25 protein-coding genes and 2 pseudogenes are annotated in these 25,139 nt (G+C 70.8%); 14 read left to right on the top strand and 13 right to left on the bottom strand.

The genetic code is table 11. The features are described 5' to 3' along the window. Positions 1-107 precede the first annotated feature (107 nt). Positions 108-530: a hypothetical protein gene (locus VGD44_RS25105; protein ID WP_331091268.1), complete on the bottom strand. Its 423-nt coding sequence runs from the start codon at positions 528-530 to the stop codon at positions 108-110. A gap of 172 nt (positions 531-702) precedes the next feature. On the opposite strand from VGD44_RS25105, the gene VGD44_RS25100 reads away from it, so the two are divergent. The 3 genes from VGD44_RS25100 to VGD44_RS25090 all read left to right on the top strand — a co-directional run bounded on the left by VGD44_RS25100 (position 703) and on the right by VGD44_RS25090 (position 5,128). Next, entirely contained in the window at positions 703-2,994 is a 2,292-nt protein-coding gene (locus tag VGD44_RS25100) for an NADP-dependent malic enzyme (RefSeq protein ID WP_331091266.1), read from the top strand. 86 nt (positions 2,995-3,080) lie between these two features. Then, positions 3,081-4,388, top strand: a complete 1,308-nt coding sequence (locus VGD44_RS25095) for an Hsp70 family protein (RefSeq protein WP_331091264.1) — start codon at positions 3,081-3,083, stop codon at positions 4,386-4,388. A 2-nt stretch (positions 4,389-4,390) separates the two neighbouring features. After that, positions 4,391-5,128: a VOC family protein gene (locus VGD44_RS25090; protein WP_331091262.1), complete on the top strand. Its 738-nt coding sequence runs from the start codon at positions 4,391-4,393 to the stop codon at positions 5,126-5,128. Positions 5,129-5,131: 3 nt separating this feature from the next. Here VGD44_RS25090 and VGD44_RS25085 read toward each other — a convergent pair whose 3' ends face one another. Both VGD44_RS25085 and VGD44_RS25080 read right to left on the bottom strand, forming a co-directional pair. After that, a complete protein-coding gene (locus VGD44_RS25085) occupies positions 5,132-7,963 on the bottom strand; it encodes a pitrilysin family protein (RefSeq protein ID WP_331091260.1) in 2,832 nt (943 codons plus the stop codon). Between the two features lie 207 nt (positions 7,964-8,170). Then, entirely contained in the window at positions 8,171-8,833 is a 663-nt protein-coding gene (locus VGD44_RS25080; protein WP_331091258.1) for a glutathione S-transferase family protein, read from the bottom strand. Positions 8,834-8,970: 137 nt separating this feature from the next. Between VGD44_RS25080 and VGD44_RS25075 the strand changes: the two genes are divergently transcribed. Continuing rightward, positions 8,971-9,930, top strand: coding sequence for a LysR family transcriptional regulator (locus VGD44_RS25075; RefSeq protein WP_331091256.1), 960 nt, complete (start codon positions 8,971-8,973; stop codon positions 9,928-9,930). On the opposite strand, the gene VGD44_RS25070 is transcribed toward VGD44_RS25075, so the two are convergent. Then, complete coding sequence (locus tag VGD44_RS25070) at positions 9,927-10,349, bottom strand: organic hydroperoxide resistance protein (protein ID WP_331091254.1); 423 nt, start codon at positions 10,347-10,349, stop codon at positions 9,927-9,929. The two genes, VGD44_RS25075 and VGD44_RS25070, sit on opposite strands and share 4 nt — an antisense overlap. A gap of 102 nt (positions 10,350-10,451) precedes the next feature. Between VGD44_RS25070 and VGD44_RS25065 the strand changes: the two genes are divergently transcribed. Further along, on the top strand, positions 10,452-10,892 hold the full coding sequence (locus VGD44_RS25065; protein WP_331091253.1) for a MarR family transcriptional regulator: 441 nt from the start codon (positions 10,452-10,454) through the stop codon (positions 10,890-10,892). On the opposite strand, the gene VGD44_RS25060 is transcribed toward VGD44_RS25065, so the two are convergent. From VGD44_RS25060 to acs, 3 genes and pseudogenes are all read right to left on the bottom strand, one after another. Next, positions 10,889-11,848 carry a small ribosomal subunit Rsm22 family protein gene (locus VGD44_RS25060; protein WP_331091252.1) on the bottom strand — a complete coding sequence of 320 codons (960 nt, stop codon included), beginning with the start codon at positions 11,846-11,848 and terminating at the stop codon, positions 10,889-10,891. The two genes, VGD44_RS25065 and VGD44_RS25060, sit on opposite strands and share 4 nt — an antisense overlap. Beyond that, the gene (locus tag VGD44_RS25055) at positions 11,848-12,186 is read right to left on the bottom strand and encodes an AMP-binding enzyme (protein WP_331091270.1); all 339 of its coding nucleotides are present in this window, start codon (positions 12,184-12,186) and stop codon (positions 11,848-11,850) included. The genes VGD44_RS25060 and VGD44_RS25055 overlap by 1 nt, the downstream gene beginning before the upstream one ends. A 60-nt stretch (positions 12,187-12,246) precedes the next feature. Further along, positions 12,247-14,124: pseudogene (gene acs / locus VGD44_RS25050) on the bottom strand (acetate--CoA ligase); the annotation flags it as partial. A gap of 201 nt (positions 14,125-14,325) precedes the next feature. Between acs and VGD44_RS25045 the strand changes: the two are divergent. Further along, positions 14,326-15,525 (top strand): class I SAM-dependent methyltransferase, encoded by a 1,200-nt coding sequence (locus tag VGD44_RS25045; protein ID WP_331091251.1) that lies wholly within the window; start codon positions 14,326-14,328, stop codon positions 15,523-15,525. Between the two features lie 57 nt (positions 15,526-15,582). After that, on the top strand, positions 15,583-16,155 hold the full coding sequence (locus VGD44_RS25040) for a hypothetical protein (protein ID WP_331091250.1): 573 nt from the start codon (positions 15,583-15,585) through the stop codon (positions 16,153-16,155). 35 nt (positions 16,156-16,190) lie between these two features. Here VGD44_RS25040 and VGD44_RS25035 read toward each other — a convergent pair whose 3' ends face one another. Both VGD44_RS25035 and VGD44_RS25030 read right to left on the bottom strand, forming a co-directional pair. After that, entirely contained in the window at positions 16,191-16,751 is a 561-nt protein-coding gene (locus VGD44_RS25035) for a flavodoxin domain-containing protein (RefSeq protein WP_331091247.1), read from the bottom strand. 245 nt (positions 16,752-16,996) lie between these two features. Beyond that, positions 16,997-18,184 (bottom strand): CaiB/BaiF CoA-transferase family protein, encoded by a 1,188-nt coding sequence (locus VGD44_RS25030; protein WP_331091245.1) that lies wholly within the window; start codon positions 18,182-18,184, stop codon positions 16,997-16,999. Between the two features lie 176 nt (positions 18,185-18,360). Here VGD44_RS25030 and VGD44_RS25025 point away from each other — a divergent pair, with 176 nt between their 5' ends. The 4 genes from VGD44_RS25025 to VGD44_RS25010 all read left to right on the top strand — a co-directional run bounded on the left by VGD44_RS25025 (position 18,361) and on the right by VGD44_RS25010 (position 20,427). Beyond that, positions 18,361-18,990 carry a TetR/AcrR family transcriptional regulator gene (locus tag VGD44_RS25025; RefSeq protein WP_331091244.1) on the top strand — a complete coding sequence of 210 codons (630 nt, stop codon included), beginning with the start codon at positions 18,361-18,363 and terminating at the stop codon, positions 18,988-18,990. Next, positions 18,987-19,112: a hypothetical protein gene (locus tag VGD44_RS25020; RefSeq protein ID WP_331091243.1), complete on the top strand. Its 126-nt coding sequence runs from the start codon at positions 18,987-18,989 to the stop codon at positions 19,110-19,112. Before VGD44_RS25025 ends, VGD44_RS25020 begins: the two co-directional genes overlap by 4 nt. A 14-nt stretch (positions 19,113-19,126) precedes the next feature. Then, complete coding sequence (locus VGD44_RS25015) at positions 19,127-19,558, top strand: nuclear transport factor 2 family protein (RefSeq protein ID WP_331091242.1); 432 nt, start codon at positions 19,127-19,129, stop codon at positions 19,556-19,558. A 119-nt stretch (positions 19,559-19,677) separates the two neighbouring features. Further along, positions 19,678-20,427 (top strand): creatininase family protein, encoded by a 750-nt coding sequence (locus VGD44_RS25010; protein WP_331091240.1) that lies wholly within the window; start codon positions 19,678-19,680, stop codon positions 20,425-20,427. Here the strand turns inward: VGD44_RS25010 and VGD44_RS25005 are convergent. The 4 genes from VGD44_RS25005 to tsaD are packed head-to-tail and all read right to left on the bottom strand — an operon-like array spanning position 20,424 to position 23,138. Further along, positions 20,424-20,789, bottom strand: coding sequence for a Rieske (2Fe-2S) protein (locus VGD44_RS25005; protein WP_331091238.1), 366 nt, complete (start codon positions 20,787-20,789; stop codon positions 20,424-20,426). The genes VGD44_RS25010 and VGD44_RS25005 overlap by 4 nt on opposite strands. Then, entirely contained in the window at positions 20,776-21,060 is a 285-nt protein-coding gene (locus tag VGD44_RS25000; RefSeq protein WP_331091235.1) for a YciI family protein, read from the bottom strand. Before VGD44_RS25000 ends, VGD44_RS25005 begins: the two co-directional genes overlap by 14 nt. Next, positions 21,061-22,050: an NAD(P)H-dependent glycerol-3-phosphate dehydrogenase gene (locus VGD44_RS24995; protein WP_331091233.1), complete on the bottom strand. Its 990-nt coding sequence runs from the start codon at positions 22,048-22,050 to the stop codon at positions 21,061-21,063. It abuts the gene before it with no gap. Beyond that, a complete protein-coding gene (gene tsaD / locus VGD44_RS24990; protein ID WP_331091231.1) occupies positions 22,047-23,138 on the bottom strand; it encodes a tRNA (adenosine(37)-N6)-threonylcarbamoyltransferase complex transferase subunit TsaD in 1,092 nt (363 codons plus the stop codon). The genes VGD44_RS24995 and tsaD overlap by 4 nt, the downstream gene beginning before the upstream one ends. 70 nt (positions 23,139-23,208) lie before the next feature. Between tsaD and hemC the strand changes: the two genes are divergently transcribed. The 3 genes and pseudogenes from hemC to VGD44_RS24975 form a co-directional block, all read left to right on the top strand. Next, entirely contained in the window at positions 23,209-24,186 is a 978-nt protein-coding gene (gene hemC, locus VGD44_RS24985; protein ID WP_331091229.1) for a hydroxymethylbilane synthase, read from the top strand. A 62-nt stretch (positions 24,187-24,248) separates the two neighbouring features. Further along, positions 24,249-24,953: a uroporphyrinogen-III synthase gene (locus tag VGD44_RS24980; RefSeq protein ID WP_331091227.1), complete on the top strand. Its 705-nt coding sequence runs from the start codon at positions 24,249-24,251 to the stop codon at positions 24,951-24,953. 4 nt (positions 24,954-24,957) lie between these two features. Then, positions 24,958-25,139: pseudogene (locus tag VGD44_RS24975) on the top strand (hypothetical protein); the annotation flags it as partial.

Below are 25,139 nucleotides of genomic sequence, written 5' to 3'. Positions count from 1 at the left end.
ATGCTCCGCCGCCGGCGCATGGCGATCGCCTGAGACAGAAGGGGCGTCCGACAGCAGAAGGGCGGCCCTCGCGGGCCGCCCTTTCGTTTCCGGTTCTCGGGAACGCGCTACTTCTTGAGCATCTTCTTGATCTCGGCCTGGCTGGCGTTGACCGTGGCGGCGTCGCCGGCGATCGCCAGGCTGGCCGTGTCGACCGCGAAGCTGTCGGCGCCCATCTTGATGGTGGCCGTCTTCTTGCCGTCGGCGCCGGTCTTCACCTCGCTGATCTGACCGATGGTGGCGCCGGTGTTGTCCTTCACGGACATGCCGGTCTTCACCGCGACGTCCGCGCCGGCGGCCGACGCGCTGGCCGCGCCCGCGGTGGACGGGCTGGTGCTCGCGGAGGTGTCCGCAGGTTCATCGGCCGGAGGTGTGGCCGAAGTGCTCGGCGGAGCCGCCGGGTCGGCGGCGGCCGGGGACGTCTGGGCCAGGGCCGGTGCGGCGGACAGGCTGAGGATCGCCGCAGCGGCGAAGGCGAGGCGTTGGTTCATTGGCATGCATGCTCCCATATGCGCGCCCCCACGCCCGGCCTCACACAACCCGCGTCCCTGGGGATGGTTCCTACGGCCCAGCCGGCCGCGAAGCGTTGTCCCTGTCCGTTCGTCTCTATAGGTTGGCCGCTTCCTTACCGGGTTTGGATCAAGGGGACGGGGCGGGACACGCATGGACCAAGTCGAAAAACGCACCTTCACGGATGAGGAGGCGCTGAGCTTCCACCGCTACCCGACCCCCGGGAAGATCGGCATCATCCCCACCAAGCCGATGGGCACCCAGCGGGACCTCAGCCTCGCCTACTCGCCGGGCGTCGCCGTTCCTGTGCTGGCCATCGCGCGGGATCCGGAGCTCGCCTACGAGTACACCTCCAAGGGCAATCTGGTGGCCGTGATCTCCAACGGCACGGCGATCCTGGGGCTTGGCAACCTGGGCGCGCTGGCGTCCAAGCCCGTGATGGAAGGCAAGGGCGTGCTGTTCAAGCGCTTCGCCGACGTCGACGCCCTGGACGTCGAGATGACCTGCACCGACCCCGACGAGATCATCACCGTCGTCAAGAACATCGGGGTCACCTACGGCGGGATCAATCTAGAGGACATCCGCTCGCCGGACTGCTTCCGCATCGAGACCGAGCTGCAGGAGCTGCTCGATATCCCCGTCTTCCACGACGACCAGCACGGCACCGCGATCATCTGCACCGCCGGCCTGATCAACGCCTGCGAGATCACGGGCCGGAAGATCGACGAGGTGAAGGTCGTACTGAACGGCCCCGGCGCGGCCGGCATCGCCACCCTGGGCCTGATGAAGGCCATGGGCGTGAAGCACGAGAACGTCATCGCCGTGGACCGCAAGGGCGTGCTGTGGCGCGGCCGTCCCGAAGACATGAACCAGTGGAAGTCGGCCCACGCCATCGACACCGACAAGCGCACGCTCGCCGAGGCGCTGGACGGCGCGGACGTGTTCATCGGCGTGTCGGCCAAGGGTGCGCTCAGCCAGGAGCACATCAAGACCATGGCGCCGCAGCCGATCATCTTCGCCATGGCCAATCCTGACCCGGAGATCACGCCGGAAGAGGTCTATGAGGTGCGTCCCGACGCCATCGTGGCGACCGGGCGCAGCGACTACCCGAACCAGGTCAACAACGTGCTGGCCTTCCCCTACCTGTTCCGCGGCGCCCTCGACGTGCGGGCGCGGCGGATCAACATGGAGATGAAGATCGCCTGCGCGCGGGCGCTGGCGGAGCTGGCCCGCGAGGACGTGCCCGACGAGGTGGTGGCGGCCTACGGCGGCGTGCAGCTGAAGTTCGGCCCGAAGTACATCATCCCGACGCCGTTCGATCCGCGGCTCCTGTCGTACGTGCCGCCGTTCATCGCCCAGGCGGCCATGGACACCGGCGTGGCGCGCAAGCCGATCGAGGACATGGACGCCTACCGGGCCTCGCTGGCGCAGCGCCTCGATCCCACGGCCGCGTTCCTGCAGAAGCTGCAGGGCGCGGTGCTGTCGGGCCCGCGGAAGAAGATCGTCTTCGCCGAGGGCGAGGAACAGTCGGTGATCCGGGCCGCCTACGCCTTCCAGGCCCAGGGCCTGGGCCAGGCGGTTCTGGTGGGCCGCGAGGACCTGGTGCACGAGAACATGCGCGCCGCGGGCCTCGAGCCCGAGGAGGCCGGCATCGAGGTGCTGAACGCCCGGGTGTCGTCCTGGAACGAGGCCGCGGTCGACTATCTCTACGCCCGTCTGCAGCGCGAGGGCTTCCTCCGCCGCGACGTGCAGCGCCTGATCAACCAGGACCGCAACGCCTTCGCCACCGCGATGGTGGCCCTGGGCCACGCCGACGGGATGGTCACCGGCGTCACCCGCAACTTCGACCAGGTGCTGGAAGAGGTGCTGAACGTCATCGATCCCTCGGCGGATGGCCGGGTGATCGGCATGAGCATCGTGATGGCCAAGGGCCGCACGCTCTTCATCGCCGACACCAACGTCACCGAGATGCCGGTCGCCGAGGAGCTGGTCGAGATCGCCATCGAGGCCGCGCGGGCGGTCAAGACCCTGGGCTACGAGCCCAAGGTGGCCTTCATGAGCTACTCCACCTTCGGCAATCCGATGGGCGAGCGGTCCGAGCGGGTGCGCCAGGCGGTGGCCATGCTGGACGAGATGGACGGCATCGACTTCGAGTACGAGGGCGAGATGCCGCCGGAGCTGGCGCTGGACCCCACATCGCGCGGCGCCTATCCGTTCATGCGCCTCACCGGCCCGGCCAATGTGCTGATCATGCCGGCCATCCACTCGGCGGCGATCTCCACCCAGCTCATCCAGTCCCTGGGCGGCGCCGAGGTGATCGGCCCGGTGCTGCTGGGCCTGGAGAAGCCGGTGCAGATCTGCCCGCTGGGCGCTTCGGTCTCCCGGATCCTTCAGATGGCCACCGTCTGCGCCTACGACCGCCCGCTCGTGGAGCTGGCCGAATGATGCGGAGCGCTATCCGCACCTAGGGATCGCGCGCCTTTCGGGGAGCGGGCGGTCCGTCGTCCCTCCCCGGCAAAGGAGCGCGGCCGATGAACGGTCGAAGTTACAGTCTCGGCATCGACTTCGGGACCACCAACACCGTCCTCTCCCTGGCGGACGAGGACGGTCCCGCCCACCTCGTGAAGTTCCCCGCGACGGACGGGGAGCTGTTCGCCTTCCGCTCGTGCCTCTCGTTCTATGCGCCGCCCGACCTGCCATCGGAGCGCTCGATCTCGGCGGGCCCGTGGGCGATCGAGGCCTACGTGGAGGACCCCGCCGAGACGCGGTTCATCCAGAGCTTCAAGAGCTTCTCGGCGCAGGAAAGCTTCACCGAGACCCAGATCCTCGGCCGCCGCTATCGGTTCGAGGACCTGCTCTCGACGTTCCTGCTGAAGGTGCGCGACTACGCGGGGGCCGAGCTCAAGGCGCTCCCTGACCGCGTGATCGTGGGGCGGCCGGTGAGGTTCGTGGGCGCCTCGCCGAACGAGGCCCTGGCGCTCAAGCGCTACGAAATCGCCTTCCACCGGATGGGCGTGAAGGAGGTGCTCTACGCCTACGAGCCGGTCGGCGCGGCGTTCTTCTTCGCCCGCGAGCTGGACCGCGACGCCACCGTGCTGGTGGGCGATTTCGGCGGCGGCACCTCGGACTTCTCGATCATCCGCTTCGAGCGTCACGCCGGCGAGGTGCGCGCGATCCCGCTGGGGCGCGCCGGCGTGGGCGTGGCGGGCGACGCCTTCGACTACCGGATCATCGACAACCTGGTCTCGCCCGAGCTGGGCAAGGGCGGCGACTACGTCTCGTTCGGCAAGACGCTGCCCATTCCCTACAAGTACTACGCGGCCTTCGCCCGCTGGGACCAGCTGGCCCTGCTGCGCGCCAGCCGCGACATGCGCGAGATCCGCGCGCTAGAACGCCAGGCCAAGGACCCCGCGCGGATCGCCCAGCTGATCGAGGTGCTGGACGAGAACTACGGCTACCGCCTCTACCGCTCGGTCTCGCGGCTGAAGGAGACGCTGTCCGCCGAGACCTCGGCCGAGTTTCGCTTCGAGGCCGGCTCGATCGCCATCGTCCGCGACGTGCAGCGCGCAACCTTCGAAGGCTGGATCGCGCCCGAGCTCGCCCAGATCGAGACGGCGGTCGACGCGGCGCTCGCCGACGCCAACCTCGCGGCCGACCGGATCGACCGCATTTTCCTCACCGGCGGCTCGTCGCTCGTGCCCGCCGTGCGCGCGATCTTCCACCGGCGCTTCGCGAGCGAGCGGATCGAAACGGGCGCCGAGCTGGAATCCATCGCCGCCGGCCTTGCGCTGATGGCCCGCGAACGCGACCTCTCGCGCTGGACGATGAGGGCGGGCTGACCATGCTGCCGCTGGACCACATCCCGTTCTACAGCCCCGACCCGGAGGCGCTCGCCGAGGGGTTCGCGCGGCTCGGCTTCACGTTGTCGCCGCCCAGCCGCTACACGGCCCCGGACCATCCGGACGCCGCCTGGCGCGGCCGCTGCGTGTTCACCCGCGACGGCTGGTTCGACCTGCTGTTCGGCGATCAGCCCCGCACGCCGGGCGCGCCGATGTCGGTGCTGTTCCGTACGCCCGACCTCGCGGCCACGCGCCGCGAGCTGGCGGCGCTCAATCCCGAGGAGTCGTTCCACCTGGAGCGCGGCTGGGCCGACGACGACAGCCTGCCCCACGAGCGGTTCGCCTACTCGGGCCTGCGCTCCCGCATCGCGCCCCTCGTGCTGGCGGTGATCCAGCACGCCTGGCCGTGCGTCGACCTGCTGCCCGCGTGGCAGGAGCACGCCAACGGGGCGCAGGCCGTGACGGCGCTGATCTTCGGCGGCGAGGCGCCGGGCCCGGCCGCGGCGACCGCGGCGAGGTTCCTGGACCACCAGGCGCTCGAGTACTGGCCGCAGGCGACGTTCGACGACGCCTTCCCGGGCGCGAAGGTCCGCCGCGCCATCCGCGTCCGCGTGGCCGATCTCGCCGTGACCGCCGCCGCGCTCACCGCTGCGGGCGCCCGGTTCGCCGAGATGGAAAGCGGCAGCTTGGCCGTCCCACCCCAGTTCGGTGTCGAGGCGGGCTTCCTGTTCAGCGCCTGAGGCCTACTTCGGCTTCCGCAGCGTTGGACTCTCCAGGTCGAGCTCGCTCACCGGCACGACCTCCAGGGCGGGCAGCTTGGCCTTCAGGGCCGGCGCGAAGACCTTGGCGTCGCCCGCCACGACGACACTGGCCTGCGCCGGGCTGAAGGCGCGCTTCGAGAACGCCTGCACCTGGGCTGCGTCGACCGCCTCCACCTTGGCCGTGTAGCGGCCGATCTCGTCCAGCGAGACGCCATAGAGGGCGTAGTCGCCGAGGATGTTGGCCAGGCCGCCCGAGGTGGCCAGCTCGCGGCCGTAATCGCCCACCAGCACCGACTTGCGCGCCTTCAGCTCGTCGGCGCCGGCCGGCGCGGCGGCCATCTTGTCGAGCTCGGCGTTGATCAGGTCCAGGACCTCGGTCGCGGACTCGTTCTTGGTCTGGGCGCTGGCGCGGAACGAGCCCGTGGTGCGCGCCGTAGAGAGGCTCGCTCGGGCGCCGTAGGATAGGCCGCGCTTGATCCGGATCTCCTGGTTCAGGCGGGCCGAGTAGCCGCCGCCCAGCACCGTCGAGGCCACGATCGCCGGATAGTAGTCCGGGTCGGTGCGCGCGATGGCGGGTTTCATGACGTTGACCGACGCCTGGGCGGTGCCGGGGATGTCGATCGCCACCGCGCGGACTTTGCCGGCGGGCGCGATCGTGGGCGGAGGGGCTAGCGGCGCGGCCGGCTTCTTCCAGTCGCCGAACGCCTGCTCGGCGAGCGCGAAGCCCTGGTCGGCCGAGATGTCGCCGATCAGCACCAGGATCGCGTTGTCAGGCCGGAACGCCGCGCCGTGCAGGGCGGCGAGGTCGGTCGGCTTCAGCCTCGTGAGCGACTCCGGCGTGCCCTGCGCCACGTGGCCGAACGGCGTGCCGCCGAAGATCACCGGCGCGACGGCGAAGCCCGCCACCGAGCCGGGCTGCTGGTAGGCGACGCGCAGGCCGTCCAGCGCCTGGTCGCGCTGGCGGTCCAGCTCCTCGGCCGCGAAGGCCGGATTGCGGGCCACGTCGGCCATGATGGCCAGGGCGTCCTTCAGCTTGTCGGGCATGGCGTTCAGCGTCACCGACGACGTCTCCAGCCCGCCGCCCGAGCTCAGCGAGGCGCCCAGGCTCTCGACCTGGCTCGCCACCTGCTGGGCCGAGCGCGTCTTCGTGCCCTCGGTGAGCATGCCGGCCATCATGTTGGCGGCGCCCGCCAGGCCCGGCGGGTCGGCCCAGGCGCCCGTCTTCACCGTGAGGTCGGCGGTGACCAGCGGCAGGTCGGACGAGCGGGCGACGATGACGCGCAGGCCGTTCGCCAGCGTCTTCTCGGCGGGCTTCGGCAGCACCGGCTGGACCGGCTCGCCGATCACCGGCGCCTTCACGCGCTCGGCCTCGGGGGCGAGGGTGAAGACGGGTCCGTCGTAGCTCGCCACCGTCTTCGGCGGGGTCGGCGCGGCCGGGGCCGTCTCGCCCTTCGGCCGCTCGCTCTCCGGCCGATAGCGGATGGTCATCCGGCGGTCTTCGGCGAGGTACTTCTTCGCCACACGCTGCACGTCGGCGGCGGTCACGGCCTGGAGCTCGGCAAGTTCGGTGTTCACGGCCTTGGGATCGCCGTCAACGATCAGGGCGTACCCCAGGGCGCTGGCGCGGCCCTCGATGGTCTCGCGTTCGCGCAGCGCCGAGGCGAGCAGCTCGTTCTTCGCCTCCGAGAGCTCCGCAGCGGTCGGCGGCGCGTCGCGCAGGCGCTTCACTTCGGCCAGCAGCGCGGCCTCGCCCTCAGCCGGCGTCTTCCCGTTCGACATGATCGCGCCCACCAGCACCAGGCCGGGGTCCTGCGGCAGGTCGGCCTGGGAGAAGGCCTCGACCGCGACCTGCTTGTCGTAGACGAGGCTGTTGTAGAGCCGCGACGACTTGCCGGCCGACAGGATCGCATCCAGCACCTTCAGCGCCGGGGCGTCGGGATCGGACGCGGCCGCCCCCTGCCACGACAGCACCACCGCCGGCAGCGGCACGTTCGGGCCGTAGCCGTCGAAGACACCGGCCTTGGTGCGCGGCGGCTCCTTCACCGTCACCCTGGGCAGCGGCGTGTCAGGCTTCTTCAGCGGCGCGAAGTACCGGTCGATCCAGCCGTCCAGCTTCGCCTGATCGAAATTGCCGACGACGATCAGGGCGGCGTTGTCGGGCCGGTAGTAGGTGCGGTGGAAGGCGCGTACGTCGTCGACGGTGGCGGCGTCCAGCTCCTCGATCGAGCCGATGCCGGGGCGCTTGTAGGGATGGGTCGTGTAGCTGGCCTGCGGCAGGTAGAGCGCCATCAGCCGGCCGTAGGGCGAGGCCAGCACGCGCTGGCGCAGCTCCTCCTTCACGACGTCGCGCTCGGACTTGAAGACCGCCTCGTCGACCACCAGCGTGCTCATCCGGTCGGCCTCGGCCCAGATCAGGCGCTCGAGGTGATTGGCGGGCACGACCTCGTAGTAGTCGGTGAAGTCGTCGGCGGTGGAGGCGTTGTTGAAGCCGCCGACGTCCTCGGTCAGCCGGTCGAACGTCTCGGACGGCATGTTCCGCGTCGCCTTGAACATCAGGTGCTCGAAGAGGTGGGCGAAGCCCGAACGGCCCTGTGGGTCGTCCTTGGAGCCTACGCCGTACCAGACCTGCACCGAGACGTTCGGCGTCGCCCGGTCGAGGGACGTGAACACCTTCAGGCCGTTGGCCAGGGTGCGTTCCGTGAACTGGATCGGAGGGACTTCCGCCGCCTGCGCCGGCGCGGCCATCACGGCCGGGGCGAGGGCGGAGGTGGCGAAGAGCAGCGCCAGACCGACGGCGCGAGCGGTACGAAGCATGAGGCATCCCGGTTGGGGCCCGAGCGCGGCCGGTTGGCCGCGCTCAAGCTCGCTTTGGATGGCGCGCTGCCCGGGCGGCGAACCGGGATCCACTTCGCCTGACAGCGCGCTGTGGGGACTCCTTAGCACCCAACCGGGACGCGTGAAGCTTACGAGCGTGTCATGTGGCGATGGGGACTTCGCCACATGGGCTCGCAAGCTGTGTCGTCAGGCCGCTTCCTGCGGGCGCATGAAGGCGACCATGGTGTCGAAGGCGGCGTAGGTGGGCGCGTAGGACGGCCGCGCCTGCATGCGGGCGATCCAGGCCGTGATGTTGGGGTAGGACGAGAAGTCGTAGTTCGCGAGGCCACCCAGCAGCACGAACGACAGGCCCAGGTAGTCGGCGAGGCTGATTTGGTCGCCGCAGACGTAAGCGCGGCCGGCCAGCATGTGTTCGTCCAGCACCTTCAGCCAGCGCGGCGCGTGCTCGTGGCCGTAAGCCATCAGGTCGCCGAGCTGGGCCGGGGACATGCCGTGCGGCACGCCCATGTTCGGGTAGCAGACCATGACGCAGAAATACTCGTGGAACTGGGTGGCGAACCACGACAGCGCCTCGTCCGCCTTGAGCTGCGCCGGCAGGTCGGCCGGATAGGCCGCCGAGCCGCTGCGGAGCGCGAGGTACTTCAGGATCGCAGCGGACTCGCCCAGCCGGAAGTCGCCGTCGACCAGGAATGGCACGATGCCGTTCGGGTTCAGCGCCAGGTACTCCGGGTCCCGGTGGCCGCCCGCCATCAGGTCAACCTTCACGACCTCCACGTCCAGCCCGTGGTCGGCGATGAACATCAGCACCGGGCGCGACGTCGTGGAGATCGGATCGCAGTAAAGCTTCATGGACACACACCTTTTTCTCGCTTCGGGGCCGTTTCGCCGGCTCTCGCGTTCGACTGGCCCGGCAGATACGTCCGGAAGGCGCCGCTTGACCATAAGCGCTCTTGCAGGTTGGCTCTGCGCAACCGCAGAATGGCGCCATGTACGATTGGAATGACCTGAAGGCGTTCCTGGCCGTCGCCCGCGGCGGCTCGACCCTGGCGGCGTCCAAGGCGCTGGGCGTCAACCAGACCACCGTCGCGCGCCGCATCGAGAGCCTGGAGCACGACCTGGGCTTCAAGCTGTTCGAGCGCGGCCAGACGGGCAGCCGCCTGACCGAGAGCGGCCAGAACCTGATCCCCGAGGCCGAGAACGTGGAGCGGGCGGCTATCCGCTTCGCCAACCAGGCCGCCGGCCAGATGCGCGGCGTCTCCGGCGCGCTCCGGCTCACCACCAACGAGCTGGTCGCCAACACCATGGTGATCCCGGCGCTGGTGGAATTCCGCAAGGTGCATCCCGACGTGCAGGTGGACCTGGTGATCACCGACCGTGCGCTCGACCTGGAGAACGGCGAGGCCGACCTCGCCATCCGCACCGGCCGCGCGCTGGCGGAGTCCGACCTCGTGGCGCGCAAGGTCGCCGACCACGAGATGGCGCTCTACTGCAGCCGCGACTACGCGGCCCGCCGCGGCGTGCCCGCCTCGCCGGACGACCTCAAGGACCACGACCTGATCGACGTGGCGATGGACATGGGCGAGATCCCGGCCGCGTCGTGGATGATGCGCCACTCGGGCGGCAAGCCGCCGATCACGCGCTCGAACAGCATGGGCAGCCTGGTGCACGCGGTGAAGGCCGGCCTGGGCATCGGCGCCCTGCCGTGCACGATCGCCGACCCGGACTACGACCTCCTGCGCTGCTCCGACTCGATCGAGGAGTCGCGGGCCAGCTCGTGGATCGTGACGCGCCGCGACTTGAAGGACACCCCGCGGGTGCGCGCCTTCATCGACTTCATGGCCCCCTACCTGCAGCAGATCATCCGGCAGAGCGAAGAGCGGGGCCGCCAGCGCCTCGCGGAGCAGGCGGCCGCCGTGGTGCCGTTCCCGACGAAGACGGCCGGTTAGGCGACGACCGGCGTCACGTCGGCGCCTGCGCGGGTCAGGTGCGAGTAGGGGCAGACGACGTGCGCTTTGGCGACGAGGTCTTCGGCCTTCGCCTTGTCGAGCCCGGGGATCGTCACGCTGATGCCGATGGTCAGACCGAAGCCGCCGCCGTCGGCGCGCGGGCCGATGCCCACGTCGGCGGTCACCGCCGTATCGGCTGGGATCGCCACCTTCTCCTTGCCGGCCACGAACTTCAGCGCGCCGAGGAAGCAGGCGGCGTAGCCCGCGGCGAACAGCTGTTCGGGGTTGGTCCCCGCACCGCCGGAGCCACCCAGCTGCTTCACGGTGTCGAGGGCCACGTCCAGCCGACCGTCGGACGACGTCGCGGTCCCGGTGCGGCCGCCAGTGGCGGTGGCTTGGGCGGTGTAGAGCACGGACATGGGATCTCCTGATTGGTTTGCGATAATGTTTATTGCAATAATTAATAGCTAGGTCGACCCTCGATCCTTGTCAAGGCATCTTTTATCGCGATATGTATCTGCATGACCGCTTCCCGCCAGCAGCCGCTCGATCGCCAGCTGTGCTTCTCGATCTACGGCGCGGACCTTGCCATCAACCGGGCGTACAAGCCGCTGCTCGACCGGCTGGGGCTGACCTATCCCCAGTACCTGGTGCTGCATGCGCTCTGGGAAACCGACGGGTTGACGATTTCGGCCATCGCCGAGCGGCTGGCCCTGGAGCCCAGCACCATCACGCCGCTGGTGAAGCGGCTCGAGGCGGCCGGATTCCTCGGACGACGCCGCAATCCGCAGGACGAGCGGCAGGTGCAGGTGCGGCTGACCGACAAGGGCCGCGACATGCGTGAGGAGAGCGCCTGCCTGGGCGAAGCGCTGCTGAAGAAGGCGGGCATGAGCCTCGAGGAACTCGGACAACTCAACCGGCAGGTTCAGCGGCTGCGCGACGCGCTGGCCGGGTCCAACTAGAGGGCGTCACCCCAATCGAGGCGACGGGCGATCGCGTGGGCGGCCTTGTCGCGGCGGGGGACGAAGCGGCGTTCGAGGGCGCCGGGCTCGGTGCAGAGCTTGAGCTCGATGCCCGGCTTGCCGGCCTTGGGTCGCGCGAGCACCCGTGGCGCGCGCGGCTCGGTGGCGACGCCGGGGCGGGCGGCCAGCAGGTAGGCGAACTTCTCGTCCTCGAAGGGGACCTCGGCGCCCTTGGCCAGTTTGTGGTCGCGCGAGCGCGGCAGGCGGACACTGAAATGGCACCAGTCGGGCGCAGTGAGCGGGCACGCGAGGTGGTGCGGACACGGCGCGAGGATCGTCGCGCCGGCGGCGATCAGCGCCTCGCGGGCGGCCAGCAGGCGGGCGTAGCCGGCCGGCGTACCGGGCTCGACGATCGCCAGCAGGCCCTCCGTCGCGGCCCAGAGGCTCGCCACCACCCGCGGCTGGGCGGCCGGCGAGATTTCGGCCAGGGCGTAGCTGGCGAGCACCAGGTCGGCCCTGGGGAACGGGCCGGCCGCCAGGTCGCCGCGGGTGGAGGTCGCCGCCAGGTCGTCGCCGGCCAGGCGCTTCGCCAGGTCGAGGAACGGCGCGCTGGCGTCGAACCAGGCGATGGCGTCGAGCGAGCCCCAGGCCTCGCGCGCCGCCCAGCTGCCGCCGCCGGGGCCGCAGCCGGCGTCCAGCAGGGACCGCGGCGCAAAGTCTGGCGCGGTCCGCCGCGCCTCGGCGAAGACCGCGCCGCAAGCGGCGTAGGTGGCCGGCAGGCGGGCCAGCGCATAGGCCAGCGCATCCTCGCGGCCCTTGATCACCGACGCCGAGCCACGGCCGGCGCGGTAGGCCTCGGTGGTCGCCGCGGTGCGGTCGGCCAGGTCGCGGCGCGAGGCCCCGGCGAGCTCGCGGTCGATCGCGGCCTTCAGCGCCCGCGGAAGCTCAGCCGCCACTAGGCGAGGGCTTCGGCCCGCAGCTTCGCCAGCGCCGCCGGCACCGCCGGGTCCTCGAGGCCCGACGTGTCGCCGGCCTCGCCAGTCTCGGCGATGCGGCGCAGCACCGGACGCAGCACTTCCCCCGCCGGGGTCTTCGGCAGCGGGCCGAAGATCACGAAGGCCGGCGCGGCGTGGTCGCCCACCTCCCGGCGCATGAAGCCTTTGATGTCCGCCGCCAGGACGTCCGACGCCATGATGTCGGGGTCAGGCGTGACGAAGGCCCAGAGGACCTCGCCGCCGGGTGCGTCGACCGCCACCACGGCGGCCTCGGCCACGGCGGTGTGACCGGCGAGCACGGCCTCGAGCTCGGTGCAGGAGACGCGCTTGCCGCCGATGTGCGCCTCGTCGTCGCCGCGGCCCGCGCGGTTCTTCACCAGGTCGTCGACGACCGCGGGCTCGGCCAGGGTGGAGATGTCGCCGAGGTTGGTGAGGTCGTCCTCGGCGATCTTGCGCAGGATGCGGCGCATGATCTTGCCCGAGCGGGTCTTGGGCAGGCCGGGCGCGAACTGGATCACGTCGGGCGCCGCGAACGGCCCGATCTCGCGCCGCACCCAGCCGCGCAGGTCGGCCAGGAGCGCCTCGGTGGGTTCAACGCCGACCTTTAGCGTCACGTAGCAGTAGATGCCCTGGCCCTTGATGTCGTGCGGATAGCCCACGACCGCGGCCTCGGCGACGGCGGTGTGCGCCACCAGCGCGCTCTCGATCTCGGCCGTGCCCAGGCGGTGGCCGGACACGTTGATCACGTCGTCCACCCGGCCGGTGATCCAGTAGTAGCCGTCGGCGTCGCGGCGGGCCCCGTCGCCGGTGAAGTACTTGCCGGGATAGGTGGAGAAGTAGGTGTCGATGAAGCGCTGATGGTCGCCGTAGACCGTGCGCATGATGCCGGGCCATGCGTCGGTGATACAGAGGTTGCCGCTGATCGCGCCGGTCAACTCCAAGCCCTCGGCGTCGACCAGCATGGGCTTCACGCCGGGCAGCGGCTTGGCGCACGAGCCGGGCTTCAGCGCATGCGCGCCGGGCAGCGGGCTCATCAGGCAGGCGCCCGTCTCGGTCTGCCACCAGGTGTCGACGATCGGACAGCGGCCCTCGCCCACCACCCGGTGGTACCAGAGCCAAGCCTCGGGGTTGATCGGCTCGCCCACGGTGCCCAACAGGCGAATGGTGTCGCGCGGCCAGGCTTTCACCGGGTCGTCGCCCTCACGCATCAGCGCCCTGAGCGCCGTGGGCGCGGTGTAGAAGATCTCCACCTTGTGCTTGTGGCAGACTTCCCAGAACCGCGACGAGTTCGGGTAGTTGGGCACGCCTTCGAACATCAGCGATGTCGCGCCGTTCGCCAGGGGGCCGTAGACCACGTAGCTGTGGCCGGTGACCCAGCCCACGTCGGCGGTGCACCAGAAGACCTCGCCTGGCCGGTAGTCGAACACCACCTCGTGGGTCCAGCTGGCCCAGGCCAGGTAGCCGCCGGTGGTGTGCAGCACGCCCTTGGGCTTACCCGTGGAGCCCGAGGTGTAGAGGATGAACAGCGGGTCCTCGGCGCCCATCGGCTCGGGCTCGCACTCGGTCGAGACCGTCTGCTTCAGGTCGGCGAAATAGGCGTCGCGGCCGGCGGCCATCGGCACGTTCCCGCCGGTGCGCTTGACCACGATCACGTCGGTTACGCCCGGGCAGGTCTTCAGCGCCTCGTCGACGTTGAGCTTCAGGGGCACGATCTTGCCGCCCCGCAGGCCCTCGTCGGCGGTGATGACGATCTTCGAGTCACAATCCTGGATGCGGCCCGCCAGGCTGTCGGGCGAGAAGCCACCGAACACCACCGAATGGATGGCCCCGATCCGCGAACAGGCCAGCATCGAGGCCGCCGCCGCGGGGATCATCGGCAGGTAGATGGTGACGCGGTCGCCCTTCTTGACACCCTTGGACTTCAGCACGTTGGCCCAGCGGCAGACGTCGGCGTGCAGGTCGCGGTAGGTGATCGGGTAGTAGGTCCCGTCGTCGCCTTCCCAGATGATCGCCACCTGGTCGCCGCGGGTCGCGAGATGCCGGTCCAGGCAGTTGGCGCTGACGTTCAGCACGCCGTCCGAGAACCAGTTGATGTGGAAGTCGGCCTTGTCGAAGGAGACGTCCTTCACTTCGCTGAACGGCTTGATCCAGGTGAGCCGCTCGCCGATCTCGCGCCAGTAGCCCTCCGGGTCGCTCTCGACCCGCTGCACCGCCGCCTCGTAGGCCGCCGCGTTCATGTGGGCCTTCTCAGCCCACTCAGCTGGCACCGGAAACACTTCGCCGTCGGACACCTTGCTACCTCCCGGGGACGTCGCGAACGGAATAGGCGGACGCAGCCGCCCGCGCAATGCGGGTTCGGCAAGACGGCAGGAGCGCCTTGCGCCGGCCCGCGGCATGGGCGATTCCACCGCCTCCCCAGCGCCAAACGGTATGGAATCATGGCCGACGAAGATCTTCCGTTCGACGCGGTGTCGCCCACCTACCGGCGCTTCATCCTCGACAACCTGAGCCACTACGGCATCGACCCGGAGCGCTTCTGGCGACCGCTGCCGGGCGCAGACGAGATGTTCTTCAAGGCGCTGCTGCCGAACTACGAGCGCGACGTGGACATCGCCGCGTTCAAGTTCACCGAGTCGACGCTGCGCTTCTTCGACACCTACCGCCAGATCGTGGACCAGGTGTTCGGGGGCTTTTCGAACCTCTCCAGCGTCATGGACTTCGCCTCGGGCTACGGCCGCCTGACGCGCCTGCTCGAGCAGCGCCTGCGGCCGGAGCAGATCTGGGTCAGCGACATCTATGCCGACGCCATGGCCTGGCAGGCCAACGCGTTCGGCGTGAACACGGTGGTCTCGGCGCCCGATCCGGACGCGGTCACCCACGCCGGGACGCACGACATCGTGTTCGTGGGCTCGCTCTTCTCGCACCTGCCGAGCGGCCTCTTCGAGCGGTGGCTGCAGCGGCTCTACGCGATGGTGGCGCCGGGCGGGGTGCTGGCGTTCAGCGTCCACGACGTCGGCTTCCTGCCCGCGGGCGAAACGCCCGACCCGTCGGGCCTCAGCTTCTACCGGACCAGCGAGAGCGGCTCGTTGGACTACGACATCTACGGCATGAGTTATGTGACTGAGGCCTATGTGGCCGCCGCGGTCGCGGGCTTGCCCGGCGCGCCGACCTATCGCCGCTTCGGCAAGGGCGCCTACGAGAACCAGGACCTCTACGTCGTGGCCGGTCCGGGCCGCAGTCTCGACGGGCTGAGGGTGGCGAGCACGCCGATGGGCGGGTTCGAGACGGCGACCGCCCTCACCAACGGCGACGTCGAATTCGCCGGCTGGGCCCACGAGCGGACGGCGGGCGCACGCATCGAGCGCCTGCGCGTCTGGGTGGACGGCGTCGACCGCGGCGTCGTCGAGCCCTCCAGCGAGCGACCCGACGTGCTGAGGCACTTCCCCGATGCGGCCAACACGCCGGTGGGCTGGGTCTTCCGACTGGCGCGGGAGAGGACGCCGGCCGGCGCCCTCGTCCGCGTCGACCTCGAGAGCGGCAGCGGCCTGACGGGCCGGCTCTATGCCGAGTTCCCGCCGCCGACGGCGATCACCTACTCGGGCTGGTCGCGGCGGCCCCTGAAGGGTGGCGGCCTCTAGTCGCGGGCGCCGCGGCTCAGCTTGCGGGCCGCGGCGGCGCTCTGCATCTTCCCGCCGATGCGATTCCTTTCGGTCCTCGTCGCCGTCGCCCTGCCGCTGGCCGCCTGCAACGGCGCTGCGCCCCGTGGCGCGATCGAGAGCGCGAGCCGGCTGCTGGCGGCGGCGCTAAGCGGCGACCGCATCGCCTTCGAGGCCCAGATCGACCGCAAGGCCGTCCGCGAGGACGTCCGCCGCCAGGTCACCGCGCTGGCGAAGGCGGCCGCGCTGGAGGTGGACGGCGGGCCGTCGGAGTTCGCGCTCGACCGCATGATCAGCCCGGACAAGGTGCGCGTTGTGGACGGCTCGGGCGCCGCACTCACGGCGGCGCCCACGCCGAAACAGGTGGCGCCCCTGATGCGCAGGGTGGACGCCAAGCGCGCCTGCCTGAAGGACGCGGCGGCCTCCGACTGCCTGCTGACCTTCGCCAAGGGCAAGGACCATTGGCGGCTGGTCGGCATGAAGGCGATGGACCTGACGATCCAGGTCGCAGGCGACTCAGGGCGATCCGCGCCGGTAGCGCGGTCAGGCGATGGCGCCGTCGATCTGGCGCGTAGAGAACGACCGCAAGCGAGCAACGCGGCGCGGACTTGAACTGAGAGGGGGCGGGACGCTGATCGGATAGCGGGCTATCCCGCTTTTGCGTCCGCCGCGGCGGCAGGCGCTCCCACGAAATCCAGCACGAATCTGGAGAGCGCGTCGTAGTCCGTCAGGTCGTAGTCACGCGAGAGGACCGTGCGCTGCCCGCGCTTGGCTGCGATGTGCTTCATCGCGAGCCGCTTGAAGAAGTCATACTGGCTGTAGCGTATCGCCCCCGCTGCGTGATGGACGGCGGATGGCGTCCACAGGGTCTCGTGCTCGAAGCGCGCAAGGCACTGCTCGAGTCCTTCCCAGTCGTGCGGGTTCTCTCCGGCGGCCGACAGAGAGACCGAGATGAAGGCGCTGCGGATCTTGTTCAACGTGGCGTGATGGGTGCGGGCGTACTCCATGAGCCGCGGCTGATAGCGGCCCACGTGCAGCGATGCGGCCAAGAACACAACGTCGTAGGGCGAGGGATCAGGGTGGTGCGGATCGTGGCCCGCTTCCTCGACCGTCGTCGGAAGGTCGCGTTCCCGTAGCCGTGAAGCCGCGAAATTGCACAGCTCGCGCGTGTGGCCCTCGGTCGTTCCATAGATCATCAGGATGCGCATGGCGCCGGCCTCCTCCGGTTCAACCCGCGCAACCTGTCTTGGTTCGACGAGCGGCGCCCGCGGACGCCCGCGCGCTGGCGGGAGGAGCGCCTATTTGCATGCCGAGCGGCCAGCAGGCGGCGCGTCCATTCGAGGGCGGCCGGCGATCATCCCAAGTCCCAGGCCTCGAGCGCCAAGCCAACGGTCCAGCTCGCCCCTAGTCGTCGCCGAAGGTGCATCCTCGGGGGCCCGCGTTCCCCGAGCGCCTACTCCGCGACCAGCGCCTCGATCTCCGCCGGGGAGCAGCCGAATTCCTGCAGGAGCGCCCGGGTGTGCTCGCCGATGCCCGGCGCCATGCGGGGCGGCGACTTCGCCTCGCCGCGGATCTGGAAGGGGCTGTCCACGGTGCGCACCCAGCTGTCGGTGATCTGCGGCAACAGGCCGTTGGCGTCGATCTGGTCGTCGGCGAGGTGGTCGTAGACGGAGGCCACGATGCCAAAGGTCACGTCGCCATGGGCCAGCACTTTCGCCCAGTGCGCAAAGGGCTCCCGCGCGAACATCTCGTCGAACCTGGCCACAAGGATCGGGCCGTTCGCGAACCGGGCCTCGGGCGTGGCGAAGAGCGGGTCGTCCAGCCACTCGGCGTGGCCCATCGCCCGCGCCAGCAGCGGCCAGTCGCGGGCCGGGTTGGTGCTGGCGATGATGAAATGGCGGCCGTCGGCGGCGCGGTACATCTCGTTGAGCGCGCCACGCTCCCCACGCTTCGGGCGGGTCATGAGCTCGTAGCCGCACAGCGCCGCCTGCACCTGGCACCCGTTCGCCCACAGGCCGTTCGCCAGCAGCGAGGTCGTGACCTCCGCGCCCTCGCCGGTGAGCTGGCGCTTGTAGAGCGCGGTGACGATCGCGCCATACATCGCCATCGCGGTCGGATGGTCGCCCATCCCCGGCATCGAGATCGCGGGCTCGGCGTCGGCCGTGGGGCGCACCATGTCCATCAGGCCCGAGCGGGCCCACCAGACCGTGGCGTCGAAACCGGTCCGGTCGCGCTCGGGGCCGAGTTCGCCGTAGGGCGAGAGCGACGCGTATATCAGCCGGCTGTTCAGCGGCATCAGGTCCTGGGCGCGCACGCCCAGCCGTTCGCGCGCCGGGAAGGGGATGTTGGTGATGAAGACGTCGGCCTTCCTGACCAACGTCTGCAGGACCGCCTGCGCCTCCGGACGCCGCAGGTCCAGCGCCAGGCTCTCCTTGTTCCGCGAGTCGAGGGCCCAGAAATAGTCGATGTCGTCCGGCGTGCCCCGCAGCCGGAAGAGATTGCGGTAGGCGTCGCCGATCACCGGCGGTTCGATCTTGATCACCCGGGCGCCGAAATCGCTCAACACCGTCGCCGCGGCCGGCCCGGCGATGAAGCTCGCGCAATCAATGACAAGCAGGTCGTCGAACAGTCCCGTCGGCATCCCCTCGCCTCCCAACCAGCACTACGCGGCTGACCAGCATACTAAGACTGGAGCGCGTCGCCGCGTCGACCGGCCTCACGTGCGGCTCGGGCATGGGTGTGTCCTCCACCTGCGTCTGCCGTCATTCCGGCATTGCGCGAATTGACGAACGAATGTTTGTTAGTTAACCCCAGTGCATGAATGCCGCGCTGGAAGCAAGCACCCGGGACCGGATCCTCGACGCCGCCCTCGACCTCTTCGCCACCCAGGGTTACGCGGGCGCCTCCATGCGCCAGCTCGCCGCCGCGGTGGGGATGCGCGCCAGCAGCCTCTACAACCACTTCGACGGCAAGGCGGCGATCCTCAGCGCCCTGATCGACGCCTACGGCCCGGCCCGGGGCGCGAGCCGCCTGGCCTCGCCAGCCTACCGGGCCCTGGCCGACGACCCCGAGGCCTTCTGCCGCCGCTACGCCGCCGACTGGCTCGACCAGTGGTGCGACCCGAACGAGCGGCGCTTCATGGACCTGCTCTCGGCCGAGCCCAGCCGGATGGCCGAGCACCGCGCCCACTTTGTCGAGACCCTGTTCGACCGCGAGGTGGTGGCGATGGCTGACTACTTCCGGCGCTTCACGCTCGCCGGCCGCATCCATGCGCCGGACCCGACGGAATGCGCGCGCCTCTTCATGGCAGGGCTCACCTTCGTGCGGCTGCAGCACCTCCTGATGCCGCCGGAGCCTTCGCCGCGGGAGGTGATCGGCGAGGCGCTGGACCGGGCGGTGCGCAACTTCCTGATGCTGGTGGCGCCGCGAGGAGCGGCGGCGGCATGACCGTCCAGCTCCACGCCTTCCACCGCCTGCGCGAGATGCAGTCGCGCGGCGTGCGGATCATGTACGGCCACGCCCCCGACTTCTGGACCACCGTGCCCCAGGCCCCCGTGCGCCTGGGCTGACCCAAGGACCTCACATGGACACCCTCGCCGAACGCCGGCTGCAGACCGTGCGCGACCACATGGCCCTCGAATGCGTCTGCGACTGGGACGCGGTGATCGCCACCTTCGAGCATCCCCGCTACGAGATGTACGGCAGCGGGGCGGTGTTCGACGGCGAGGAGGAGGTGCGCGGCTACTTCGCGGCCTCGCGTACGCCCTTCCCCGACCAGGGCAACGAGATCATCGCCATTGCCCACAGCGGCGACACCGTGCTGGTGGAGTTCTGGCTGACTGGCACCCACCTCGGCCCGCTGCGCACGCCGACCGGCGTGATCGAACCCACGGGCAAGGCCTTCCGGGTCCGCATGGCCGCCACGTTCGAGTTTCCGCCCGGCGGCGACAAGGTGATCTGCGAGCGGCCTTACTTCGACCAGGGCATGGTCCTGCGCGCCCTGGAGCTGGCCTGAGCCATGGCCGGGCGCGGCGAGGGCAAGCTGGCAGTTTCGAATTTACTGTCGCCCGCGCGCGGTCCTATGCAGGGGGCGACGCCGGCAAGGCGACCCCCAGCTCCCAAGGACCCGTCCGCATGCTGCTGCACCTTTCCACCTGGGCCGAGGTCGAGGGCTTCCTGAAGCGCTCGAAGACGGTGGTGATCCCGATCGGCTCTAACGAGCAGCACGGGCCCACCGGCCTGCTCGGGACCGACTGGCTGTGCCCGGAGATCATCGCCCACGAGGCCGAGAAGGGCGGCGACATCATCGTCGCGCCGACCTTCAACATCGGCATGGCCCAGCACCACCTGGACTTCCCGGGCACCATCGCGCTGCGCCCCTCGACGTTCATGCTGGCGATCGGCGACTGGTGCCGCAGCCTCAGCCACGCCGGGTTCGAGAAGCTGTACTTCCTGAACGGCCACGGCGGGAACGTGGCGACCATCGAGGCGGCGTTCTCCGAGCTCTACGCCGAGGCCAGCTACGCGGGGCGCAACCGCGGCTTCGCCTGCAAGCTGAAGAACTGGTGGGACCTCGCCGGCGTCACCGCGCTCGCCAACCGCCAGTTCCCGGTGGGCCACGGCAGCCACGCGACTCCGTCCGAGATCGCGGTGACCCAGTGGGGGTATCCGGACTCCATCAAGAGCGCCAACTACGCGCCGCAGATCGCCCCGACCGGCCCGATCCGCGAGGCTGCCGACTTCCGCGCCCGCTACGCCGACGGCCGCATGGGCTCGGACCCGGGCCTGGCCACGCCCGAGAAGGGCGGCGAGCTGGTCAAGGCCGCCGCCGCCGCCCTGCTGGACGACGTGGCGGCCTTCAGCGGCGAGGTCGCGCCGACCTAAGCCGTCCACACCTCGCCGGCGCGCACCTCGACCGGCCACGTCGCTATGTGGTCGCCGTGGCAGGGGCCGGCGATGCACTGGCCGTCGAGGGTGAACAGCGCGCCATGGCCGGCGCAGAGGATGTGGGCCTTGTCGCGGGTGAGGTAGCGGTCGTCGAGCGGGGCGAGCGGCCAGCCCGCGTGGGGGCAGGAGTCGACGAAACCCGCCGCCGTGTCGCCGCGGCGCAGGACGAAGCCCGCGAAGAGGCGCGTCCCATCGCGGAAGCGGAAGCTCTTGCCGCCGGGATCCTCGATCTCGCTGAGCGCGCAGAGGCGCACGCCCGCCGGCGGCCGGGCCGGGTTGTCGGGCTCAGAGATGGCCAAGCGTGGCCTTGAAGGCGGTGATGTCAACGCGCTGCCAGAGCCCGGCTTTGGTGTAGGGGTCGTCCGCGCTGAACGCCTCGGCGGCGGCCTTGTCGGCGACGTCGACGATCAGGAGCGAGCCCGCCATGTCGCCGTTCGCGTCCAGCATCGGGCCGCCCAACTTGAGGATGTCGCGCTTGCCGCCGACGTAGGCGAGGTGCGCCTCGCGCGCGCCCATCCGCACCTCCAGCGCATGGGGTTTGTCGACGCAGTGCAGGACGAAAAGCGGCATCTAGTTTTCCTCACGCAACGGTCGGGAGAGCAGGCCGCGGATCGCATCGTCGACGTCGACTTCGCCGGCCAGGATGGCGGCCACCGCCTCGCAGATCGGCGTCTCGACGCCGAGCTTGCGGGCAAGCTGGCGGACGGCCGGGGCCGAGGCGACGCCTTCGGCGACCGACAGCTTGCCGGCCAGCGCCTCGGCCAGCGTCATACCCTGGCCCAGCGCCAGGCCGACGCTCATGTTGCGCGACTGCGGGCTGGAGCAGGTGAGCACCAGGTCGCCCAGGCCGCAGAGGCCGGCGACCGTCTCCGGCTCGCCGCCGAGCGCGACCGCGAGGCGGGTGAGTTCGGCGAAGCCGCGAGTGATCAGGGCGGCGTGCGCCGAGCGGCCCAGGCCGCGGCCTTCGACGATGCCGCAGCCGATGGCGAGCACGTTCTTCACCGCCCCGCCGGCCTCGGCGCCGATCATGTCGGTGGCGAAGTAGGGGCGGAAGGTCGGCGTGGCGATGGCCTCGGCCAGCGTCTCGGCGCAGCCGGGGTCGGGGCAGGCCAGGGTGACGGCGGTGGGCAGGCCGCGGGCCACCTCGCCGGCGAAGCTGGGGCCCGACAGCACGGCGGCCAGGGCCCGGGGCGCGGTCTCGGCCAGCACCTCGGTCATCAGCTTCAGCGAGCCCTGCTCGACGCCCTTGGAGCAGAGCAGGATCGGCAGGCCGTCGCGGACGTGCGGGGCGAAGGCCTCGAGCGTAGCGCGGGTGTGCTGGGCAGGGGCGACGGCCAGGACCAAGTCGCTCCCGGCGAGGTCGGCGAAGTCGCCAGTGGCGCGGATCAGCGGGTCCAGCGGGACACCGGGCAGGAAGGTGGCGTTCTCGTGCGCGCGGTTGAGGCTCTCGACCACCTCGGGCTCGCGGGCCCAGAGCGTGACCTCGCGCCCGGCCCGCGCACACACCTGGGCCAGCGCCGTGCCCCAGGCCCCGCCGCCGATGACGCCGGCCTTCTTCATGCTTTCGCGCCCTTGCGGCCGGCCTTGTGGGTGGGAGTCGCTGCGGCGGCCGCGGCGTCCAGCGGCCAGCGCGGGCGGGCCACCGCGTCCAACGGGTCGGAGATCCCGGCCGCCAGCCGTTCGGCGCCCGCCAGCGCGATCATGGCGGCGTTGTCGGTGCAGTAGGCCAGCGGCGGCGCGTCGAAGCTGAAGCCATTCTTCGTGGCGACGGTCTCCAGTCGGGCGCGGACCGTGCGATTGGCGGCGACCCCGCCGGCGACCACGAAGCGCAGGCCCCGGCCGGCGTGCTCCTGGGCGTAGGCCTTCATGGCGCGGTCCGACCTCTCGGCGAGTTGGCTGGCGATGGCGTTCTGCACGGCGGCGGCGAGGTCGCGGCGCTGGGTCTCGCCGGTGACGCCCTCAGCCAGGCGGGCGGCGGCGGTCTTCAGGCCCGAGAAGGAGAAGTCGCAGTCCTTGCGGCCCAACAGCATGCGCGGCAGCTCGAAGGCCGTCGGGTCGCCGCCCTGGGCCAGTTTCTCGAGCGCCGGGCCACCGGGATAGGGCAGGCCCATGGCCTTGGCGATCTTGTCGAAGGCCTCGCCGGCGGCGTCGTCGATGGTGGAGCCGAGGCGGCGGCAGGCGCCGATGCCGTCGACGCTCAGGAGCTGGCAATGCCCACCCGACACCAGCAGCAGGAGGAACGGGTAGGCGATGTCGGCGCCCAGCCGCGCCGAGACCGCGTGGCCCTCCAGGTGGTTCACCGCCACCAGCGGCAGCCCGCGGGCCAGCGCCACGGCCTTGCCGAACGACAGCCCCACCATCACCCCGCCCACCAGGCCGGGCCCGGCGGTGGCGGCGACGCCGGTCAGGTCCTCGTAGCCCAGCACGGCCTCTTCCAGCGCGGCCTCGGCGATGGTCTCGATGGTCTCGACGTGGGCGCGGGCGGCGATCTCGGGCACCACGCCGCCGAACGGGGCGTGGGCGGCGATCTGGCTGCCGACGATCGAGCTCAGCACCTCGGCGCGGCCGTCGGCGTGCAGGCGCACGACCGCCGCAGCGGTTTCGTCGCAGCTCGTTTCGAGGCCGAGGACAGTGTGGGTGACGGTCATCCGGTTGCCGGGGGCGGCCCGCTCCTGTAGCAGGCCTCACGATTTCCGCTCCCGAGGTAGACCGCCCACCGTGCCTTCGCAACCGCCCGCCCGTCCCGGCCAGGTGCGTATCGGCGCCCGCGGCTCCAAGCTCAGCCTCGCCCAGGCCGGCCACATGCAGCGCCGCATCGCCGCCGCGCTGGGCGCCGATCCCGAGAACCTGGCCGAGGTGGAGAAGGTCGCGCCGCTGATCGTGATCACCACCACCGGCGACCGGGTGCAGGACCGCCGGCTCTTGGAGATCGGCGGCAAGGGCCTCTTCACGAAGGAAATCGAGGAGGCGCTGATCGCGGGCCGCATCGACTGCGCGGTGCACTCGATGAAGGACATGCCGGCGCTGTTGCCGGACGGTCTGTGCATCGCCGCCGTGCCCGAACGCGAGGACCCGCGCGACGCCTTCCTGAGCCGCGGCGTGGAACGGCTGGAAGACCTGCCCCAGGGGGCGAAGCTGGGCACGGCAAGCCTGCGGCGCCAGGCCCAGTCGCTCTATCGCCGGCCGGACCTGGACGTGCAGATGCTGCGCGGCAACGTCGACACCCGGCTGGCGAAGCTGGCGGCGGGGGAGGCGGACGCGATCCTGCTGGCCTACGCCGGGCTGCGGCGCCTGGGCCTCGGCGACCAGGTGAAGAGCCTGATCGATCCGCGCGAGGTCCCGCCGGCGCCGGGGCAAGGGGCGCTCGCCATCGAGACCCGCGAGGCCGACCGCGACCTGCCGTGGGTCGCCTCCCTGCGCTGCGAGACCACGACGCTGTGCGTCGCCGCCGAGCGGGGCGCGCTGACGGCGCTGGAAGGCTCGTGCAAGACGCCGATCGGGGCGCACGCCTGGCTCGAGGACGGGTCGCTGCAGCTGATCGTCGAGGCGCTGTCGCCGGACGGCCGCCAACGCTTCCGCCACGCCGGCTCGGCCGAGATCGCCCCGCAGGCCGACCCGCTGGCCTCGGCCCGCGACCTGGGCCTGTCGCTGGGCGCCGTGGTGAAGGCCGAGGGCGGCGACGCCATCGTGCTCTGAGGGCGCGTCCCGCCGTATCTCCACTCCCGCAAATGCGACAGTTCGGATAACAGAATTGTCGCATGGCGAGCCGCAGGCAGAGGATCTGGATCACCCGCGCGCAACCCGGGGCGGACGTCACCGCCGAGCGGGTGCGGGCGCTGGGGCACGACGCCATCGTCGCCCCCCTGCTGGCCGTGCGCGTGCTCCCCGACGTGGCCGTCGACCTCTCGGGCGTGGCGGCGCTGGCGTTCACCTCGGCCAACGGCGTGCGAGCCTTCGCCGACGTCAGCGGCGAGCGGGGGCTGAAGGTGTTCGCGGTGGGCGCGGCCACGGCTCAGGCGGCGCGGGCCGCGGGGTTCAAGTCGGTGCTATCGGCCGACGGCGACGTGGAGGCGCTGGCCGAGGGGATCGCGATGCGGCGCAGCGAGCTGCGCGGCGCGGTGCTGCATCCGGGCGCGGCTGAGCCCGCGGGCGACCTGGCGGGCGAGCTGGAGAAGCATGGTGTCGAGGCGCGACGCCTCGTGCTGTACGAGACCGCGCCGGTGGATCTCGCCGCGGCCCAGGCGCAGGCGCTGGGCAAGAGCGATGCGGTGCTGCTGCACTCGCCGCGCGCCGCGCAGGTGCTGGCAAAGCTGCTCAAGGCCCATCCTGCGCCGCAGCTGCGGGCGCTAGGCCTGTCGAAGGCGGTTGTGAAGCCGCTGGCGCGCACCCGCCTGGCGGCCAAGGCCTATCCGCCGTTCCCCCTGGAAGGGGCGCTGCTCAACCTCATCGACCGGAAGCCATGATGGCATGAGCCAGCCCGACCCCGACCTGCCGCGCGACCCCGCCGAGTACCGGCCGAAGCCGCTGATGGGCTGGACGTTCTGGGCGATGCTCGTGTTCGGGATCGTCTGCGTGCTGGCCGGCGCCGGCGTGGCGCTGCTGGCCCCGCGGCTGTTGACCCCGCCGCCGCCCGCGGCCCCGGCGCCGCC

The sequence above is a fragment of the Phenylobacterium sp. genome (genome assembly GCF_036402295.1).
GTDB lineage: Bacteria > Pseudomonadota > Alphaproteobacteria > Caulobacterales > Caulobacteraceae > Phenylobacterium.
The sequence above is the reverse complement of the archived record's forward strand: the minus strand, read 5'-3'. Positions and strand labels throughout refer to the sequence as shown.

Bases quoted from the DNA above. Each gene is read 5' to 3' on its own strand.
- VGD44_RS25105 (WP_331091268.1), bottom strand. From the start codon at position 530: ATGAACCAACGCCTCGCCTTCGCCGCTGCGGCGATCCTCAGCCTGTCC.
- VGD44_RS25040 (WP_331091250.1), top strand. From the start codon at position 15,583: ATGCGATTCCTTTCGGTCCTCGTCGCCGTCGCCCTGCCGCTGGCCGCC.
- VGD44_RS25020 (WP_331091243.1), top strand. From the start codon at position 18,987: ATGACCGTCCAGCTCCACGCCTTCCACCGCCTGCGCGAGATGCAGTCG.
- VGD44_RS25065 (WP_331091253.1), top strand. From the start codon at position 10,452: ATGACCGCTTCCCGCCAGCAGCCGCTCGATCGCCAGCTGTGCTTCTCG.
- VGD44_RS25085 (WP_331091260.1), bottom strand. From the start codon at position 7,963: ATGCTTCGTACCGCTCGCGCCGTCGGTCTGGCGCTGCTCTTCGCCACC.
- VGD44_RS25095 (WP_331091264.1), top strand. From the start codon at position 3,081: ATGAACGGTCGAAGTTACAGTCTCGGCATCGACTTCGGGACCACCAAC.
- VGD44_RS25010 (WP_331091240.1), top strand. From the start codon at position 19,678: ATGCTGCTGCACCTTTCCACCTGGGCCGAGGTCGAGGGCTTCCTGAAG.
- VGD44_RS25000 (WP_331091235.1), bottom strand. From the start codon at position 21,060: ATGCCGCTTTTCGTCCTGCACTGCGTCGACAAACCCCATGCGCTGGAG.
- VGD44_RS24980 (WP_331091227.1), top strand. From the start codon at position 24,249: ATGGCGAGCCGCAGGCAGAGGATCTGGATCACCCGCGCGCAACCCGGG.
- VGD44_RS25025 (WP_331091244.1), top strand. From the start codon at position 18,361: ATGAATGCCGCGCTGGAAGCAAGCACCCGGGACCGGATCCTCGACGCC.
- VGD44_RS25090 (WP_331091262.1), top strand. From the start codon at position 4,391: ATGCTGCCGCTGGACCACATCCCGTTCTACAGCCCCGACCCGGAGGCG.
- VGD44_RS25045 (WP_331091251.1), top strand. From the start codon at position 14,326: ATGGCCGACGAAGATCTTCCGTTCGACGCGGTGTCGCCCACCTACCGG.
- VGD44_RS25070 (WP_331091254.1), bottom strand. From the start codon at position 10,349: ATGTCCGTGCTCTACACCGCCCAAGCCACCGCCACTGGCGGCCGCACC.
- tsaD (WP_331091231.1), bottom strand. From the start codon at position 23,138: ATGACCGTCACCCACACTGTCCTCGGCCTCGAAACGAGCTGCGACGAA.
- VGD44_RS25015 (WP_331091242.1), top strand. From the start codon at position 19,127: ATGGACACCCTCGCCGAACGCCGGCTGCAGACCGTGCGCGACCACATG.
- VGD44_RS25030 (WP_331091245.1), bottom strand. From the start codon at position 18,184: ATGCCGACGGGACTGTTCGACGACCTGCTTGTCATTGATTGCGCGAGC.
- VGD44_RS24995 (WP_331091233.1), bottom strand. From the start codon at position 22,050: ATGAAGAAGGCCGGCGTCATCGGCGGCGGGGCCTGGGGCACGGCGCTG.
- VGD44_RS25075 (WP_331091256.1), top strand. From the start codon at position 8,971: ATGTACGATTGGAATGACCTGAAGGCGTTCCTGGCCGTCGCCCGCGGC.
- VGD44_RS25035 (WP_331091247.1), bottom strand. From the start codon at position 16,751: ATGCGCATCCTGATGATCTATGGAACGACCGAGGGCCACACGCGCGAG.
- VGD44_RS25080 (WP_331091258.1), bottom strand. From the start codon at position 8,833: ATGAAGCTTTACTGCGATCCGATCTCCACGACGTCGCGCCCGGTGCTG.
- VGD44_RS25100 (WP_331091266.1), top strand. From the start codon at position 703: ATGGACCAAGTCGAAAAACGCACCTTCACGGATGAGGAGGCGCTGAGC.